Annotated in this window: 13 protein-coding genes and 1 rRNA gene; 4 read left to right on the top strand and 10 right to left on the bottom strand. The window is 73.0% G+C overall.

The genetic code is table 11. From position 1 onward, the window contains the following. Positions 1-186: 186 nt before the first annotated feature. Positions 187-2,142 (bottom strand): AMP-binding protein, encoded by a 1,956-nt coding sequence (locus SPI96_RS03345; protein WP_321080952.1) that lies wholly within the window; start codon positions 2,140-2,142, stop codon positions 187-189. 165 nt (positions 2,143-2,307) lie between these two features. Between SPI96_RS03345 and SPI96_RS03350 the strand changes: the two genes are divergently transcribed. Genes SPI96_RS03350 through SPI96_RS03365 form a run of 4 tightly spaced genes read left to right on the top strand, consistent with a single transcriptional unit; the run spans position 2,308 to position 6,662 of the window. Continuing rightward, on the top strand, positions 2,308-2,997 hold the full coding sequence (locus SPI96_RS03350; protein ID WP_321080953.1) for a GntR family transcriptional regulator: 690 nt from the start codon (positions 2,308-2,310) through the stop codon (positions 2,995-2,997). Next, positions 2,994-4,520 (top strand): MmgE/PrpD family protein, encoded by a 1,527-nt coding sequence (locus SPI96_RS03355; protein ID WP_321080954.1) that lies wholly within the window; start codon positions 2,994-2,996, stop codon positions 4,518-4,520. The genes SPI96_RS03350 and SPI96_RS03355 overlap by 4 nt, the downstream gene beginning before the upstream one ends. After that, complete coding sequence (prpB, locus tag SPI96_RS03360) at positions 4,520-5,458, top strand: methylisocitrate lyase (protein WP_321080955.1); 939 nt, start codon at positions 4,520-4,522, stop codon at positions 5,456-5,458. The genes SPI96_RS03355 and prpB overlap by 1 nt, the downstream gene beginning before the upstream one ends. A gap of 58 nt (positions 5,459-5,516) precedes the next feature. After that, a complete protein-coding gene (locus SPI96_RS03365) occupies positions 5,517-6,662 on the top strand; it encodes a bifunctional 2-methylcitrate synthase/citrate synthase (protein ID WP_321080956.1) in 1,146 nt (381 codons plus the stop codon). A gap of 102 nt (positions 6,663-6,764) precedes the next feature. Here SPI96_RS03365 and SPI96_RS03370 read toward each other — a convergent pair whose 3' ends face one another. The 9 genes from SPI96_RS03370 to rrf form a co-directional block, all read right to left on the bottom strand. Next, positions 6,765-7,829, bottom strand: a complete 1,065-nt coding sequence (locus SPI96_RS03370) for a site-specific tyrosine recombinase XerD (protein WP_414601897.1) — start codon at positions 7,827-7,829, stop codon at positions 6,765-6,767. Continuing rightward, positions 7,769-8,461 carry an NUDIX hydrolase gene (locus SPI96_RS03375; RefSeq protein ID WP_321080958.1) on the bottom strand — a complete coding sequence of 231 codons (693 nt, stop codon included), beginning with the start codon at positions 8,459-8,461 and terminating at the stop codon, positions 7,769-7,771. Before SPI96_RS03375 ends, SPI96_RS03370 begins: the two co-directional genes overlap by 61 nt. Continuing rightward, entirely contained in the window at positions 8,454-10,148 is a 1,695-nt protein-coding gene (locus SPI96_RS03380; protein WP_321080959.1) for a CTP synthase, read from the bottom strand. Before SPI96_RS03380 ends, SPI96_RS03375 begins: the two co-directional genes overlap by 8 nt. A gap of 14 nt (positions 10,149-10,162) precedes the next feature. Further along, on the bottom strand, positions 10,163-11,926 hold the full coding sequence (gene recN / locus SPI96_RS03385; protein WP_321080960.1) for a DNA repair protein RecN: 1,764 nt from the start codon (positions 11,924-11,926) through the stop codon (positions 10,163-10,165). Then, the gene (locus SPI96_RS03390; RefSeq protein ID WP_321080961.1) at positions 11,923-13,011 is read right to left on the bottom strand and encodes an NAD kinase; all 1,089 of its coding nucleotides are present in this window, start codon (positions 13,009-13,011) and stop codon (positions 11,923-11,925) included. The genes recN and SPI96_RS03390 overlap by 4 nt, the downstream gene beginning before the upstream one ends. A gap of 85 nt (positions 13,012-13,096) precedes the next feature. After that, the gene (locus tag SPI96_RS03395; RefSeq protein WP_321080962.1) at positions 13,097-13,894 is read right to left on the bottom strand and encodes a TlyA family RNA methyltransferase; all 798 of its coding nucleotides are present in this window, start codon (positions 13,892-13,894) and stop codon (positions 13,097-13,099) included. Then, positions 13,887-14,717, bottom strand: coding sequence for an HAD-IIA family hydrolase (locus SPI96_RS03400; RefSeq protein WP_321080963.1), 831 nt, complete (start codon positions 14,715-14,717; stop codon positions 13,887-13,889). The genes SPI96_RS03395 and SPI96_RS03400 overlap by 8 nt, the downstream gene beginning before the upstream one ends. After that, on the bottom strand, positions 14,714-16,030 hold the full coding sequence (locus tag SPI96_RS03405; RefSeq protein ID WP_321080964.1) for a hypothetical protein: 1,317 nt from the start codon (positions 16,028-16,030) through the stop codon (positions 14,714-14,716). The genes SPI96_RS03400 and SPI96_RS03405 overlap by 4 nt, the downstream gene beginning before the upstream one ends. A 294-nt stretch (positions 16,031-16,324) precedes the next feature. Continuing rightward, positions 16,325-16,437, bottom strand: a 5S ribosomal RNA gene (gene rrf, locus SPI96_RS03410); the annotation flags it as partial.

A 16,437-nucleotide genomic window follows, 5' to 3' on the forward strand; every position in this document is an offset into this window, starting at 1 on the left:
CCCGCCCCCGGGGCGCGGGGCCCCCCCCCCCCCCCGGCGCGGGGGGCTAAGGGGGCGTTATTTGGTGGTGATTGCCGCCCCCTTTCCCCCGCGGAACACTAGGCACGGGTGCAGTGGGTCCCGGAGCAGCAGGTCCCGGGGCAGCAGGCCCCGGAGCATCAGGGGGGGGGAAGAGAGAGCCCCCCCTCAGCCCTCGGGATGCAGCACCCGGGCGAGATCCTCGAGCAGGGCCGGGTCCTCGATGGTCGAGGGGATCGCGTAGTCCTCACCGTCCACGATCTGCCGCATGGTCTTGCGCAGGATCTTGCCGGAGCGGGTCTTCGGCAGCGCCTCCACCAGCATGACGTCCCGGAAGTCCGCCACGGCCCCGACCTCCTGGCGAACCCGCAGTCGGAACGCCGCGAACAGGGCCTCCTCCTCCTCGGACCCGGGCGCCGGCTCGGGCACACCGGACTTGAGCACCACGTACCCGGAGGGGCGCTGGCCCTTGAGCGGGTCGGCGACGCCGATCACCGCGCACTCGGCCACGGCCGGGTGGGAGGCCAGGGCGGCCTCGAGCACCCCCGTGGACAGACGGTGGCCGGAGACGTTGATGACGTCGTCCGTGCGGCCGAGCACGAATACGTAGCCATCCTCGTCCACGATCCCGGAGTCCCCGGTGGCGTAGTGGCCGGGGAACGCGGACAGGTAGGAGTCCACATACCGCTGGTCTGCGTTCCAGAGGGTGGTGAGGGTGCCCGGCGGCAACGGCAGCCGCAGCGCGATGTTCCCTTCCACCCCCGGACCCACCGGCTCCCCGAACGCGTCCAGCACCACGAGGTCGAAGCCGGGCGAGGGCAGGGACACGGAGCCGAGCTTCACGGGCAGCTCCTCGAGCCCCACCGGGTTCGCGGCGATCGCCCAGCCCGTCTCTGTCTGCCACCAGTGGTCGATCACCTGCATCCCCAGCAGGCCCTGGGCCCACTGCTGGGTCTCCGGGTCCAGGCGCTCGCCGGCGGCGAAGAAGTGCACCAGGGAGGAGAGGTCGTAGTCCTGCAGCAGCGCCCCCTCGGGGTCGGCACGGCGGATCGCGCGCAGGGCGGTGGGTGCCGTGAAGAACGAGCGCACGCCGTGGTCCTGGATGAGCCGCCAGAATGCCCCCGCGTCCGGGGTGGTCACGGGCTTGCCCTCGTACATGAGCGTGGTCGCCCCGACCAGCAGGGGCGCGTACACGATGTACGAGTGGCCCACCACCCAGCCCACATCCGAGGCGGCGCACATGACCTGGTCGGGGCCGACGTCGTAGATGTTCTCCATGCTCCAGCGCAGGGCGACGGCGTGGCCCCCGTTGTCCCGGACCACGCCCTTCGGCTTCCCCGTGGTGCCGGAGGTGTAGAGGATGTAGAGGGGATCGGTGGCGGCCACGTCCACGCAGTCGGCGGGCTCGGCGGTCGCGACGGCCTCACCCCAGTCCCTCCACGCGGCCCCGCCGCGTCCGGCGACCTGTTCGAGGGAGCTCTCGAAGCCATCGCGGTGGTGCACCAGAACGGTCCGCACCGGGTGCTCGGCGGTCTCGAGGGCCTCGGCGACGGCAGGCAGGTACTCGATGCGCCGCGTGGGCTCGATGCCTCCGGTGCAGGTGAGCACGACGTCGGGGGTCGCGTCGTCGATGCGGGAGGCCAGCTCGCGGGGGGCGAAGCCGCCGAACACCACGGAGTGCACGGCGCCGATGCGGGCGCACGCGAGCATGGCGATCGGGGCCTGCGGGATCATCGGCAGGTAGACGAGCACCCGGTCCCCCTTGCACACGCCCTGGGCGGCCAGGGCGCCTGCGAGCGCGGCCACCTCGTCGCGCAGCTCGGCATAGGTGTAGCGGGTCACCCGGCCGGTCATGGCGGAGTCGTGGATGAGGGCGACGGCGTCGCCGCGGCCGGCCTCGACGTGCCGGTCCAGGCAGTTGTGGGCGGTGTTGAGCACGCCGTCGGGGAACCAGCGGTAGAGAGGCGCGGCGGCGTCGTCGAGGGCACGGGTGGGCGGGACGGTCCAGTCGATGGCCTCGGCGGCCTCGAGCCAGAAGGCCTCGGAGTCGGAGAGCGCCCGGTCGCGGACCGCGGTGCAGGCGCCGGTGGGGCGGGGGGCCAGGGGTGCGTCAGGAGCTGTCATGACTCGAGGTTAGTGATCTGCCTCACGCGGGACAAGAGATGTGTATACACCTTTTCGCCCCTCACCGCCCCGCCGATCGCGTGAGATCGCACCGAAGCCCGTCAAGATCGGATCGTGCCAGCACGCCCCTTCCCCAGCCGACGGAGATCTGTATACACTCCGGCCATGCGAGCGAGTGAGAAGGCGTACCGGGCCCTCCGGTCGCAGATCCTGGACTGGACTCTGCCGCCCGGGGCGGCCCTGGGCGAGGTCGAGCAGGCCGAGCGTCTGGGGATCTCACGCACCCCGGTCCGCGAGGCGCTCTCCCGCCTGGTGGCGGACGGCCTCGCGGAGCAGCGCACCGGGCGCGGCGCCGTCGTCTCGGACCTGACCCTGGAGCAGGCCGACCACCTCTTCGAGCTGCGCATCGCCCTGGAGTCCCTCCTGGCCCGACGCGCGGCCCAGCGCTGCACGCCCGTCGTCGCCGCGGCCTTCGCGGACCTCGCGGCCCGCTTCACGGAGGTCGTGCCCCACCTGGAGGCCGGAGGCGACCCCACCGAGTACTACGCCATGACCGCCGAGCTGGACGCCTCCCTGGACGAGGCCGCCGGCAACCCGTACCTGGTGTCCTCGCTGCGCCCCCTGCGCCTGCACCTGTCCCGGCTGCGGCGGCTCGGCGCGAGCGACCCGGCCCGGATGGCCACCTCGGCCGCCGAGCACGCGGACATCGCCGAGGCGGTCGCCGCCGGCACCGCCGACCTCGCCGAGGCCACCACCCGGGTGCACCTGCACCACGCGTTCCGCCGGCTCACGCGCCATGCGCGCCCCGAGGACTCCACATCCCTGCTCACCACCCCCGAAGGAGACCGCCCGTGAAGAACCACGACGTCCGCGTCCACCCCTCCGCCGACCACCTCCCCCGCCAGGAGCAGCTGGCCTGGAAGATCGCCGAGGTCGCCGTCGACGAGGTCGAGGTGCTGCCCGAGGTCGAGGAGATGATCATCAACCGGATCATCGACAACGCCTCCGTGGCCGTGGCCTCCCTCAAGCGCGGCCCCATCGTCGCCGCCCGCGCGCAGGCGCTGTCCCACCCTGTCTCCCGCGGCGGCGAGGGCGCCACCGTGTTCGGCGTGGACCACAAGGTGTCCCCCGAGTGGGCGGCCTGGGCCAACGGGGTCGCGGTGCGCGAACTCGACTACCACGACACGTTCCTGGCCGAGGAGTACTCGCACCCGGGCGACAACATCCCTCCGGTCCTCGCCGTGGCCCAGCACACCGGCCGCTCCGGCCGCGACCTGATCCGCGGCATCGCCACCGGCTACGAGGTCCAGGTGGACCTCGTGAAGTCCATCTGCCTGCACAAGCACAAGATCGACCACGTCGCCCACATCGGCCCGTCAGCCTCCGCCGGCATCGGCACCCTGCTCGGTCTGGACGCCGAGACGATCTTCCAGGCCATCGGCCAGGGCCTGCACACGACGACGGCCACCCGCCAGTCCCGCAAGGGCGAGATCTCCACATGGAAGGCCCACGCCCCGGCCTTCGCCGGGAAGATGGCGGTGGAGGCGGTGGACCGCGCCATGCGCGGCCAGACCTCCCCCGTGCCAATCTACGAGGGCGAGGACGGCGTCATCGCCTGGATGCTCGACGGACCCGACGCCCACTACACGGTGCCGCTGCCGGAGAAGGGCGAGGCCAAGCGCGGCATCCTGGACACCTACACCAAGGAGCACTCCGCCGAGTACCAGGCGCAGGCCTGGATCGACCTGGCCCGGAAGCTGCACTCCGAGCACCCCGAGGCCACGGACCCGGCCAACGTGGAGAAGGTCCTCATCAGGACCTCCCACCACACGCACTACGTGATCGGCTCCGGCGCGAACGACCCGCAGAAGTACGACCCCACGGCCTCCCGCGAGACCCTCGACCACTCGATCCCCTACATCTTCACCGTGGCCCTGCAGGACGGCGCATGGCACCACGTGGACTCCTACGCCCCCGAGCGGGCCGGCCGTGAGGACACCGTCGCCCTGTGGCACAGGGTGAGCACCGTCGAGGACCCGGAGTGGACCCGCCGGTACCACTCCAACGACCTCACGGAGAAGGCCTTCGGCGGGGCTGTGGAGATCACCCTGACGGACGGGACGGTCATCACGGACGAGATCGCCGTGGCCGACGCCCACCCGCTCGGCGCCCGCCCGTTCGCCCGCGAGCAGTACATCGCCAAGTTCCGCACGCTCGCCGAGGGCATCGTGACGCCCGAGGAGCAGGACCGCTTCCTCGACGCCGTCCAGCGCCTGGCCGAGCTGGGCCCGGGTGAGCTCGACCAGCTCAACGTGCAGGCCGATCCCGCGTTCCTCTCCGAGCAGGACCTGGCCGACGCCCCGAAGGGACTGTTCTGATGCTGTACTCCACCACAACCGCCGCGCAGAAGCGCATCAACCTGCGCGAAACCCTCAAGCAGGGCGGCGCGCAGCAGTTCCCTGGCGCGTTCACCCCGCTGACCGCGCGGCTGATCCAGGAGAAGGGCTTCCCGGGGGTGTACATCTCCGGGGCCGTGCTGGCCAACGAGCTGGGCCTGCCCGACGTCGGCCTCACCACACTCACCGAGGTCGCCGCCCGCGGCGGGCAGATCGCCCGCCTCACGGACCTGCCGTGCATCATCGACGCGGACACCGGCTTCGGCGAGCCGATGAACGTGGCCCGGACCGTCCAGGAGTTCGAGGACGCCGGCCTGGCCGGCTGCCACATCGAGGACCAGTTCAACCCCAAGCGCTGCGGCCACCTCGACGGCAAGAACATGGTGGACCTGGGCACCGCCACCCGGCGCATCGCCGCCGCCGCAGACGCCCGCCGGGACCCGAACTTCCTGATCATGGCCCGCACCGACCTGCGAGCCGTGGAGGGCCTGGACGCCGCGATCGCCCGCATGAAGGCGCTCGTGGAGGCCGGGGCGGATGCGATCTTCCCCGAGGCCCTCAAGGACCTCGGCGAGTTCGAGACCGTCTGCCGTGAGCTGGAGCCCCTCGGGGTGCCGGTGCTGGCCAACATGACCGAGTTCGGCAAGTCCGAGCTGTTCACCCGGCAGCAGCTGGCCGAGGCCGGCGTCGCGATGGTCATCTACCCGGTGACCCTGCTGCGATCGGCCATGGGCGCCGCCGAACGTGTCCTCGACGCGGTCCGCGACGAGGGCACCCAACAGTCCCAGGTGGGCCAGATGCTCACCCGGGCGCGGCTGTACGAGCTCGTGGACTACGAGGGCTACAACCGCTTCGACACCGGCATCTTCAACTTCGAGGTGCCCACCCTCGACATCGACGCCAACAACGCGAACCTCTGACCCCCACCCGGCGGCCCTCCCCCCGCGGGCGGGCCGCCCCCTTCGAAGGAGGGACATCATGACCGAGACCGACATCAAGAAGGGCCTGGCCGGCGTCGTCGTGGACACCACCGCGGTGTCCAAGGTGAACGCCGAGACCAACTCCCTGCTGTACCGCGGGTACCCGGTGCAGGACCTCGCCGCACACCTGCCGTTCGAGTCCGTCGCCCTGCTGCTGTGGACCGGCGAGCTGCCCACGGACGAGGAGCTCGAGCAGTTCCGTGCATTCGAGCGTGCCCACCGGCCGCTGGACCCGCGCGTCCGCCAGGCGATCGATCTGCTGCCCACCGACTGCCACCCGATGGACGTGGGGCGCACGGCCGTGTCCGTGCTCGGGGCGAACCACCCGAAGGCGGAGGATTCCTCCCCCGAGGCCGAGCTGGAGAAGTCCAAGGAGCTGTTCGCCGCGTTCCCGGCCGTGGTCGCCTACGACCAGCGGCGCCGCCGCGGCCAGGAGCCCGTGGAGCCCCGGGACGACCTCGACTACGCCGAGAACTTCCTCTGGATGACGTTCGGCGAGGAGGCCTCCCCCGAGGTGGTCGACGCCTTCCGGGTCTCGATGATCCTGTACGCGGAGCACTCCTTCAACGCGTCCACCTTCACGGCGCGTGTGATCACCTCGACCCTCGCGGACCTGCACTCGGCGGTGACCGGGGCGATCGGCGCGCTCAAGGGCCCCCTGCACGGCGGGGCCAACGAGGCCGTGATGCACACCTTCGAGGAGATCGGCATCCGCAGGGACGAGTCCCATGACGAGGCGGCCGCCCGCGCCCACGACTGGCTGCTGGACGCTCTGGCCCGGAATCGGAAGGTCATGGGCTTCGGGCACCGCGTGTACAAGAACGGCGACTCCCGCGTGCCGACCATGAAGGCGGCGCTGGACCGGATGATCGAGCACTTCGGCCGGCAGGACATCGTGGGCCTGTACGACGGCCTGCAGCAGGCCATGGACGAGGCCAAGCAGATCAAGCCGAACCTCGACTACCCGACGGGCCCGACCTACCACCTGATGGGCTTCGACACGGAGATGTTCACGCCGATCTTCATCGCCTCGCGCATCACCGGCTGGACGGCGCACATCATGGAGCAGCGGGCGGACAACGCCCTGATCCGTCCGCTCTCGTCCTATGACGGCGCCGATCAGCGGGAGGTGCCGGCCTCCTGATCGGGGCACCCCACCCAAGCGCTCCGGGGGCGAAAGGGGCCGGAATTCATCGTGGATTCCGGCCCCTTTCGCCCCCCGGAGCATCCTGGACGACGTCGGCCCTCACCACCGCGCCCGCGGATGCGCCTGCGCGTAGACCTCGCGCAGCGCCTCCGCGGTGACGCGCGTGTACACCTGGGTGGTGGTGACGGAGGCGTGGCCGAGCAGCTCCTGCACCACGCGCACGTCGGCGCCTCCCTGCATCAGATGCGTGGCGAACGAGTGCCGCAGGGTGTGCGGGGACACCTCCTCGGTGACCCCCGCCCGCTCGGCGGCGCGCTGCAGAATCGCCCAGGCGGACTGCCGGGAGAGCCGGCCGCCGCGCAGGTTCAGGAACAGGGCCGGGGTCCGCCGCGCCGCCGCCTCCGCCAACACCGCGCGCCCGCGCACCAGGTAGGCCTCCAGAGCACGGGCCGCATAGGAGCCGACCGGCACGATCCGCTCCTTCGACCCCTTGCCGAACAGCCGCACCACCGGGGTGGTCTCCTGCCCCGACTCCGTCCCGGGCCTTCCCCAAGCGTCTGCGCCGCCGCGCTCGCCCACCACGCCGACGACGTCGTCCACGTCCAGGCCGACCGCCTCGGACACCCGGGCGCCGGTGCCGTAGAGGAACTCCAGAAGAGCCCGGTCTCGCAGGCCCGCCGGTGTGTTCGTGGGCGTGGACTCCAGCAGGGAGGCCACGGTCTCCACCGGCAGTGCCTTCGGCAGCCGGGAGCCGGGCCGGGGCGGTCGCACGTCCCGGGCCGGATCCTCACCGGTCATCCCCTCCAGAGCCCAGAAGCGGTGCATGCCGCGCACTGCGGAGAGCACTCGTGCGGACGAGCGCGGGGTCAGGGGGGCGCCGCCGTCGTCGCCGGCACCCAGGGCCGCGAGGAAACCCGCCACATGCCCGGGATCCACCTGCGCCGGATCCGTGATCCCGGAGGCGGACAGCCAGGACAGGTACCGCTGCAGGTCCCGCCGGTAGGCGGCCAGGGTCGCCTCGGCCAGCCCCCGCTCCACCGCGAGGTGGTCGAGATGGCGCCGCGCCGCATGCGCGAGCGCGGGGGCCGGCTCCGGTGACGTGCTCACGCGCCGGCGCGACGGTCCGGCACGAAGGGGGCGTCCGCCGGGCGCAGACGACGCCATCCCTGGGCCCGGTGCGCCTGGAGGGCCAGCACAGCCACGACGGTCGAGGGATTGTGCACCCGGCCATCGAGGATGGCGCTGAGCACCTCATCCACCGGAACCCAGACCAGGGGCATCACGGCCTCCTCGTCGGTGCGGGTGAACCGCTCCTGCGCGGGGACCTCACGGACCTGCCGGGCCAGGAACACCCGGATCGCCTCGGTGGAGCCACCCGGGGAAGTGTAGAAGTCCACCAGGGTGTGCCAGTCCCCCGCCGTCAGGTCCGCCTCCTCGTGCAGCTCGCGGGCGGCGGTCTGCTGGAGGTCCTCTCCGTCCACGTCCCGCAGCCCGGCGGGGATCTCCCACAGCTCCATGCCCACCGGGTGCCGGTACTGGCGCACCAGCGCCACCTGCTCCTGCGGGCCGGCTCCGGTCATGGCCGTGCGCAGGGCGAGCACGGCCACGGCGCCGGGGTGCACCAGGAGCTCACGCTTGAGCACGGGAGCTGAGCCGTCCCCTGCGTCCACGCGGAAGGACTCCCGGGCCACGTCCCACACGGCCCCCTCGAAGACGGTCTTGGCCTTGGTCACGGCCCGGGGCGCAGACAGGTCTCGCAGCGGGGCCCGGCCGGCCCGCGGGTCGATCTCAGCCACGGTCGGGCTCCTGCTCGGTCCGCCGCTGCAGGGCGGCGCCCACGAGGCCCGCGAACAGCGGGTGCGGGGCGGTGGGCCGGGACTTGAACTCGGGGTGGGCCTGCGTGGCCACGTAGAAGGGGTGGACGTCAGCGGGCAGCTCCACGAACTCCACCAGGGAGCCGTCGGGGCTGGTGCCGGAGATCACCAGGCCGGCCTCTTCGAGGGCGGCCCGGTGGGCATTGTTCACCTCGTAGCGGTGGCGGTGGCGCTCGGTCACCTCGGTGGTGCCGTAGGCGGCGGCGGCCACGGAGCCGGCGGCGAGGCTGGCCGGGTAGGAGCCCAGGCGCATGGTGCCGCCGAGGTCGCCGTCGCCGGCAACGATGTGCTCCTGCTCGGCCATGGTGGCCACCACCGGGTGCGTGGTGTCCGGGTCGAACTCGGTGGAGTGGGCGTCGGCCCAGCCGAGCACGTTGCGGGCGTACTCGATGACCATCGACTGCATGCCCAGGCACAGGCCCAGGGCCGGGAGGCCGTGCTCGCGGGCGTGGCGCAGGGCGCCGACCTTCCCGTCCACGCCGCGCACCCCGAACCCGCCGGGCACGCAGATCGCGTCCACTCCGGCGAGGGCCTCGGCGGCACCGGCGGGGGTCTCGCAGTCGTCGGAGGCCACCCAGCGCAGGCGCACACGGGTCCGGTGTGCGAACCCGCCGGCCCGCAGCGCCTCCGTCACAGACAGGTAGGCGTCGGGCAGGTCGATGTACTTGCCGACGAGGGCGATCTCCACCTCGTGCTCGGGGTGGTGCACGGCCTCGGTCACCGCGTCCCAGGCGCTCCAGTCGGCGTCGGTGAAGGTCAGGCCGAGGGCCTGCACCACGTAGGCATCAAGCCGCTGGGCGTGGATCACACGCGGGATGTCGTAGATCGAGGGAGCGTCGGCGCAGTTGATCACGGCGTCCTGGTCGACGTCGCACATGCGGGCGATCTTGGCGCGCACCTCCTGCGGGACCTCGCGGTCGGAGCGGATGACGATCGCGTCTGGCTGGATGCCGATCGAGCGCAGGGCGGCCACGGAGTGCTGGGTGGGCTTGGTCTTCAGCTCGTGGGAAGGGCCGATGAACGGCACCAGCGAGACATGCAGGAAGAACGCGTTCTCCCGTCCGATGTCCTGGCGGACCTGCCGGGCGGCCTCGAGGAAGGGCTGGGACTCGATGTCCCCGACGGTCCCGCCGATCTCGGTGATGATCACGTCCGGGGCAGGCTGGCCGTCCTCCGGGTGGGCCGGCAGGCGCATGCGCCGGCCGATCTCGTCGGTGATGTGCGGGATGACCTGAACGGTGTCGCCGAGGTACTCGCCACGCCGCTCGCGGGCGATCACGGTGGAGTACACCTGTCCGGTGGTGACGTTGTTCACGCCGTCGAGGTCCTCGTCGAGGAAGCGCTCGTAGTGTCCGATGTCGAGGTCGGTCTCGGCGCCGTCCTCGGTCACGAACACCTCGCCGTGCTGGAACGGGTTCATGGTGCCCGGGTCCACATTGAGGTAGGGGTCGAGCTTCTGCATCACCACCCGGAGCCCGCGAGCGCGGAGCAGGTGGCCGAGGGAGGAGGCGGTGAGGCCCTTCCCGAGGGAGGAGGCAACGCCACCCGTCACGAAGATCTGACGGGTTGCCGTGCCGGCGGTCTGGAATCGAGAGATGCGGTTCGCCACGGAGTTCGAGCGTATCACCGCTGGGCTGCCGTGGCCGCTCTCTCCTCGACCGAGACGGCGAGCAGCTCGCGGGCATGGGTACGGGCGGCTTCGGAGCCGCCGTGGCCGGCGAGCATCCGGGCGAGCTCCTCCACACGGGCGTCCTCGTCCAGGGCGACGACGTCCGAGGTGGTCACCCCGGCCTCCGGGTCCGAGTTCTTCTCCACCCGAAGGTGGCGGTCGGCGTAGGCGGCGACCTGCGGCAGGTGGGTGACGGCGATGACCTGCACGTGCCGGGCCAGGCGGGCCAGTCGTGCGCCGATCCGCACGGCGGCCTCACCGCCGACGCCGGCGTCGACCTCGTCGAACACGAAGGTCGGCACGGGGTCTGTATCGGCCAGGACCACCTCGAGGGCGAGCATGACGCGCGAGAGCTCACCGCCGGAGGCCCCCCGTCCGAGGGGGCGGGGCTCCACGCCGGCGTGCGGGCGCAGGGCCAGGCCGACCTCTTCGGCACCGTGGGGGCCGAGCTCGCCTTCGGGCAGGGGCGTGAGGGTGACGTGGAAGGAGGCGTCCGGCATGAACAGGGCGTGCAGCTCGTGGGTGACGGCCTCCTCGAGGCGTTCGGCGGCCCGGCGGCGGTGCCCGGTGAGGGCCTGGGCGTGGTCCCGCCGGGAGGCTTCCAGCCGTTCCAGGGCGGCCTCGAGCTCCTCGATGCGTCCGGTGTCCCCTTGCAGCTCGTCGAGCCGGGGCCGGTGGGTGCGGGCCCAGGCGAGCACGTCCTCAAGTTCGGGCCCGTAGAGGCGCTGGAGTCGGGTGAGTTCGGCCAGTCGCGTCTGGGCGGCGTCGAGGTCGGAGGCGGCGTCGGTGTCGAGGTCGGCGGTGTAGCGGGCAAGGTCCCCGGCGATGTCCCCCAGCACGACGGCGGCCTCGGCCAGGCGTGCGGCCGCGTCGGCGAGCTCGGGGTCCTCTCCGGGGGCGGCCAGCACGGCGTGGCGGGCGGACTCCACGAGGGTCACGGCCCCGGGAAGGTCTTCCATGGACTCGACGTCCGGCCCGGTGAGGTGGGCGTGGGCGGTGCCGGCGGCGGCCCGGAGCTCCTCGACGTCCTCGAGGCGACGGATCAGGGAGCGCAGCTGTTCGTCCTCCCCCGGCTGGGGGTCGGCCTCGTCGATCTCCTCGAGGGCCCGCTGGAGGGCCTCGGCTTCGCGGGCGCGTTCTTGCTGCTGGGTGATGAGCATGTCGTGCTCGCGCCGTGCCTCGGCCCAGGCGATGTGGTCGGTGCGGTAGCGGGCGAGTGCTTCCTGGAGCTCGCCGCCGCCGAAGGCATCGAGGGCACGGCGCTGCGCGGCTGGGCTCTGCAAGCGCACCTGGTCGTTCTGTCCGTGGACGGTCACGAGGCTCGCACCGATCTCGGCGAGCACACCGACAGGTGTTCCCCGTCCGCCGACGCCAGCCCGGGAGCGGGTGCCCTCACCGGCGGCGGTCACGGTGCGGCTGAGCACGAGTTCAGCGCGGCCGTGGTCGTCGGGTTCGTCCACCACGGCGCCGGCGTCCTCGGCCAGGTGCACCGCGCGGTGGTCGGTGGGCACCCGGATGCCGGCGTCCACGGCGGCGCGGCGGCTGCCACGTCGGATCGCGCCGGCGTCGGCCCGTCCGCCCAGCAGCAGCCCGAGCGCGGTGACCACCATGGTCTTGCCCGCGCCGGTCTCGCCGGTGACCACCGTGAAGCCTGGGTCCAGGTCCACGGAGGCCTCGCCGATGACCCCCAGCCCGGAGATCTGCAGCCAGTCGATCATGTTCCTCGCTCCTTGTCCGTGCGGGCTCGGGCCGGGCCCTGCGGGTGCGGCCGCTCGAGGATGTCCAGCACCCCGGTGAGCGGTTCCACGGCGCCGGGGCGCGGGGCGGCGTGGCGGGGCTCCACCGTCTCGACGGCGGCCACCACCGGGCGGCCGTGCCCATCCACGGGGGCCGGGGCCCGCCAGCCCTCGGTGGGCAGCCGGAACTTTCGGACCAGGCGTTCGGCGAACGGGGTGGGGCTCAGGCGTGCCAGGCGGACGGGCTCGGCTGAGCGAGAGACCTCCACTCGGGCGCCCGGAGGCAGGTCCACGGTGCGTCGGCCGTCGCACCACAGGGCGCCCCGTTCCTGGGTGCGGGTGAGCACGTCCACGGCCATGGTGGAGCCGGGTCCCACCACGAGCGGGCGGGCGAACAGGGCGTGCGCGCTGATCGGCACCATGAGCAGGGCCTCCACGCCGGGCCACACCACGGGGCCGCCGGCGGAGAACGCGTAGGCGGTGGAGCCGGTGGGGGTGGCCATGACGATCCCGTCGCAGCCGAAGGAGGTCAGGGGCGAGCCGTCCACGGAGGCGACGACCTCCAGCATCCGTTCCCGGTTGGACTTCTCGACCGAGGCCTCGTTGAGTGCCCAGGTGCGGGCCACTTCTCGGCCGTCCACGCTGACTACCACGTCCAGGGCCAGCCGCTCGTCCACCGCGTAGGCCTCCTCCGCGATCGCGGTCACGGTGCGGTGCAGGTCGGTCCGTTCGGACTCGGCCAGGAAGCCGACGTGGCCGAGGTTCACGGCCACCAGGGGGGTGCCGTGCCCGCGGACGAAGTCGGCGGCGCGCAGCACGGAGCCGTCTCCGCCGAGCACGAGGCCGATCGTCACCTCCTCGAGGCCGCAGTCCTGGCCGAGGGTGAGGGGGTGGAACCCGGTGGGGTCCCCGGCGGCCGCGCGGACGGCCTCGACGTCCTGGGCGGGCATGACCACGTCCAGGCCTGCCTCGGCCAGGAGCCGGGTGGACTGGAGGGCGGCGACGACGGCGTCCTGCCGCCCGGTGTGGGCGAGCACCAGGACGCGGCGTGCGGGGGTGGCAGGCATGGTTCCTTCCGCGGGGGCGGGCACGGCGGTCCGCCGTGAGGTCTCGCCCAGGATAGTCAGGCCGCCGGACGCCGTAACGGGCGGGTCAGCTCCAGAGCACCTCGTCCATGCCAGGCGGGGCTTCCACGGGTCCCGGGCCGGCAGCGCCGTCGGCGCGCAGGTGCAGGAAGAACTCGACGTTGCCGTCCTGACCGGGCAGGCCGGAGCGGGCCACCCCCCGGGCGGTCAGGCCGTGGGCGGCAGCCTCGGCGGCGACGGCGGCCACGGCCTCACGGCGGGCGTGCGGGTCCGTGACGACGCCGGTGCGCGGCAGGGCGGCCCGGCCCACCTCGAACTGGGGCTTGACCATCAGCAGCAGGTCGGCACCCGGCGTGCACACCCCGGCGAGGGGCCCGACGACCAGGCGCAGCGAGATGAAGGACAGGTCCGAGACCACCAGGTCCACGGGGCCGTCGATGTCCTCGAGGGTCAGGGCGCGCACGTTCAAACCCTCCCGCACCAGGACCCGCCGGTCGTGCCGCACGGCCGGGGCGAGCTGGTCGTGGCCGACGTCCACGGCGGCCACGGAGGCGGCACCGCGTTCGAGCAGGACCTGGGTGAACCCGCCGGTGGAGGCGCCGGCGTCGAGGGCACGGCGGCCGGCGACGGCCACGGGGAAGGCCTCGAGGGCGCTGACGAGCTTGTGGGCGGCCCGGGAGACGTAGCGCGGTGCGTCGTCGGTGAGGCTGAGGCGGGCCTGCGCGGACACCTGCTGGGAGGGCCGGCGGATGGGTGCGCCGTCCGCCAGGGCCCGGCCCCCGCGGATCAGCGCGGCGGCCTCGGTGCGGGAGCGGGCCAGTCCGGCCCGGGCCAGGGCACGGTCCGCGCGCAGCGGCTCAGGCATGTTCGGGCAGGAGGGCACGCAGGTCCTCGGCGATACGGGTGGGACGGTCGGCCGTGGGGGCCTGGGCCGCGGAGTCGCGGGTGTCGATGCCGGTGAGCACCAGGAGGGTGCCGAATCCGGCAGCGTTGCCGCCGCGGATGTCGGTGTCAAGCCGGTCACCCACCACGAGGGGCCTCTGCAGGCCCAGAGCAGCGGCGGCCGTGCGGAACAGCCGGGGCTCGGGTTTGCCGGCGGCGATCGGGCGGCGGCCGGTCGCGTGGACGACGGCCTCCACGAGGGCCCCGTTGCCGGGGGCGACACCCTCGGCGCGCGGGATCGACAGGTCCAGGTTGGTGGCGACCCACAGCGCGCCGGCCTCCACGGCGTAGGCGGCCTGGGCGAGGTCCTGCCAGCCCAGCGACGGGTCGAAACCCTGCACGACGGCGTCGGGCTGGTCCGCTGCGGAGTCCACCAGTGTGTGGCCCCGGCCAGCGACGACGGCCCGCAGGTGCGCGGAGCCGACCACCAGCACGCGTGCAGGGCCCTCGCCGCCCTGTTCGCGCAGGGTCTCCTCGAGCAGGTCGACACCGGCCTCGGCGGAGCCGAACACGTGGTCGGCTTGGACGGTCAGGCCCAGGGAGGCGAGGTGCTCGGCGACCTGCTGGGAGGAGCGGGAGGCGTTGTTCGTGACGAACCCCACCGGCACCCCGCGCCGCCGCAGCGCCTCCAGGGTCTCCACGGCGCCGGGCAGCGCCCCGGCCCCGGCGTAGACGACGCCGTCGAGGTCGCACAGCAGGCCGTCATGCCCGTCCGGCAGGAGGGCCGGGGCGGGCGCGCCGGTCACGGGCGGTCCTCCTCCGCGACCGGGGCCGTCTCGGCGTCCTCAGCGCCAGCCGGGGTGTCCGAGGGCTCGTCGAACAGGGACATCTGCCGGGGGTCCACCTCGTCGGTCGGTGCTGCAGCGGAGGTGGCGTCCTCGGTGGAGGCGGGGGCATCCGGCACCTGGTCGGCACCCTCCGCGTGCTCGGCGGGCTCGGGCTGAGAGACGGCCTCCCCCTGGGCGGGTGCCCCAGTCGGCGTGGCGGACTCGGGTCGGGCGTCCCGCTCCTCACGACGCGCGGGCCCGTCCGTGCGCGGACGCGAGCGGCCGGTGTCGCGCCCGCCCCGGGGGCGGGAGTCCTCCTCGACGGGGGCCTCGGTCTGCAGGTCCATGATCTCCGGGTCGGCGTAGCCGCCCAGGCCCAGGGCCTTCTCGGCGACCTGGACGGCGCGGCGCCACTGGGCGGCCTCCTGGGCCCGGCCAAGTGCGGTGAGCACGTCTGCCTGCCGCTGGAACAGGCGTGGAGAGAACGGGTAGCCCCGGCGGCGGTCCAGCTCCGGGATGCGCAATGCCTCGAGGGCCCCGGCAAGATCACCCAGATCCTCACGGACCCCGGAGACCACCATGGCCAGCTCTACCCGGGCGGCACGGTCGAGGGAGGCGGTGTCGACCTCCGCGGCCAGCTGCAGGGCCTTCTCCAGGCGGCCGAGGGCACGCTCGCTGTCGACCTGGGCGGCGATGTGCGTGGAGTCGCCCGTCATACGACGATAGGTGCGGAATTCGCGCAGGGCCTCCCCGTACTCCCCCGCCGCATAGGCGGTGAGGGCGACGGCCTCGCGCACGCGCGAGAGACGCCCGCCCTTGCGGGAAGCGGCGAGGGCGTGCTGGAAGGCCAGGGCCGGGTCCTCGTCGAGGAGGCGGCCGGCCATCACCAGGTGCTTGGCGACCCAGCCGGCCTGACGCTCGTCGAGGCCGCCGATCTCCTTCAGCGTGCCACGGTCGAGCTCCTTGCCGGTGACGTCGGCGTCGATGTCCGGGGAGCGCTGCTGGTCCACCCGGTTGGCGGCACGCAGGTCCCGCGGGTTGTGGGCCGGACGCTCACGGCGCTCGGCTCCCTCCTGCGGACGACGGCGCTGCCCGCCGTCCCCCCGACCGTAGCCACGGGGGGCGTCGTCCCGCCCGCGGCCGGACTGACGGCGTCCGTCTCGGGCCCCACCGGAGCGGGCACCACCGGCGCGGGCCGCGCCCTGACCGGGCCGACCGCCGCGGTATCCCCCGCGCCGGTCCCCTCCGTTCTCGCCGCCGGAACGCGACGGGCGCGACCTGTCCTCCGCCATGGTGGGGTCCTTTCTCTCTCGGGCCGTCCGGTCCTGGAGACCGTGGGACGGCGCACGGGCCTCGGCTGGGCCGAGGTGCGTGATCATCGGGGAACAGCCTACTTCGACAGGCGCGGCGCAACGGGGATGGGCAGCTGTGGCCGGCCACCTGTGGTCAGTCGAACGACCAGCCCACCCACACCCAACCAGGCAGGCAGGCACCAACCAGGCAGCCCCCTACCCGCAGTCTGGAAAACCCCCACAAACACAGGGAAGCCCCACACCCGAAGGTGTGGGGCCTCAACCCAAAAGAATGTCCGGCGGCGACCTACTCTCCCACAACCTCCCGGTTGCAGTACCATCGGCGCTGTGGGCCTTAGCTTCCGGGTTCGGAATGGAACCGGGCGTTTCCCCCACGCTATGACCGC

The organism is Micrococcus sp. (assembly GCF_034179925.1).
Classification (GTDB): domain Bacteria; phylum Actinomycetota; class Actinomycetes; order Actinomycetales; family Micrococcaceae; genus Micrococcus.

Coding starts and splice junctions, on each gene's coding strand:
- SPI96_RS03345 (WP_321080952.1), bottom strand. CDS start 2,142: ATGACAGCTCCTGACGCACCCCTGGCCCCCCGCCCCACCGGCGCCTGC.
- SPI96_RS03350 (WP_321080953.1), top strand. CDS start 2,308: ATGCGAGCGAGTGAGAAGGCGTACCGGGCCCTCCGGTCGCAGATCCTG.
- prpB (WP_321080955.1), top strand. CDS start 4,520: ATGCTGTACTCCACCACAACCGCCGCGCAGAAGCGCATCAACCTGCGC.
- SPI96_RS03365 (WP_321080956.1), top strand. CDS start 5,517: ATGACCGAGACCGACATCAAGAAGGGCCTGGCCGGCGTCGTCGTGGAC.
- SPI96_RS03370 (WP_414601897.1), bottom strand. CDS start 7,829: ATGGCGTCGTCTGCGCCCGGCGGACGCCCCCTTCGTGCCGGACCGTCG.
- recN (WP_321080960.1), bottom strand. CDS start 11,926: ATGATCGACTGGCTGCAGATCTCCGGGCTGGGGGTCATCGGCGAGGCC.
- SPI96_RS03390 (WP_321080961.1), bottom strand. CDS start 13,011: ATGCCTGCCACCCCCGCACGCCGCGTCCTGGTGCTCGCCCACACCGGG.
- SPI96_RS03395 (WP_321080962.1), bottom strand. CDS start 13,894: ATGCCTGAGCCGCTGCGCGCGGACCGTGCCCTGGCCCGGGCCGGACTG.
- SPI96_RS03405 (WP_321080964.1), bottom strand. CDS start 16,030: ATGGCGGAGGACAGGTCGCGCCCGTCGCGTTCCGGCGGCGAGAACGGA.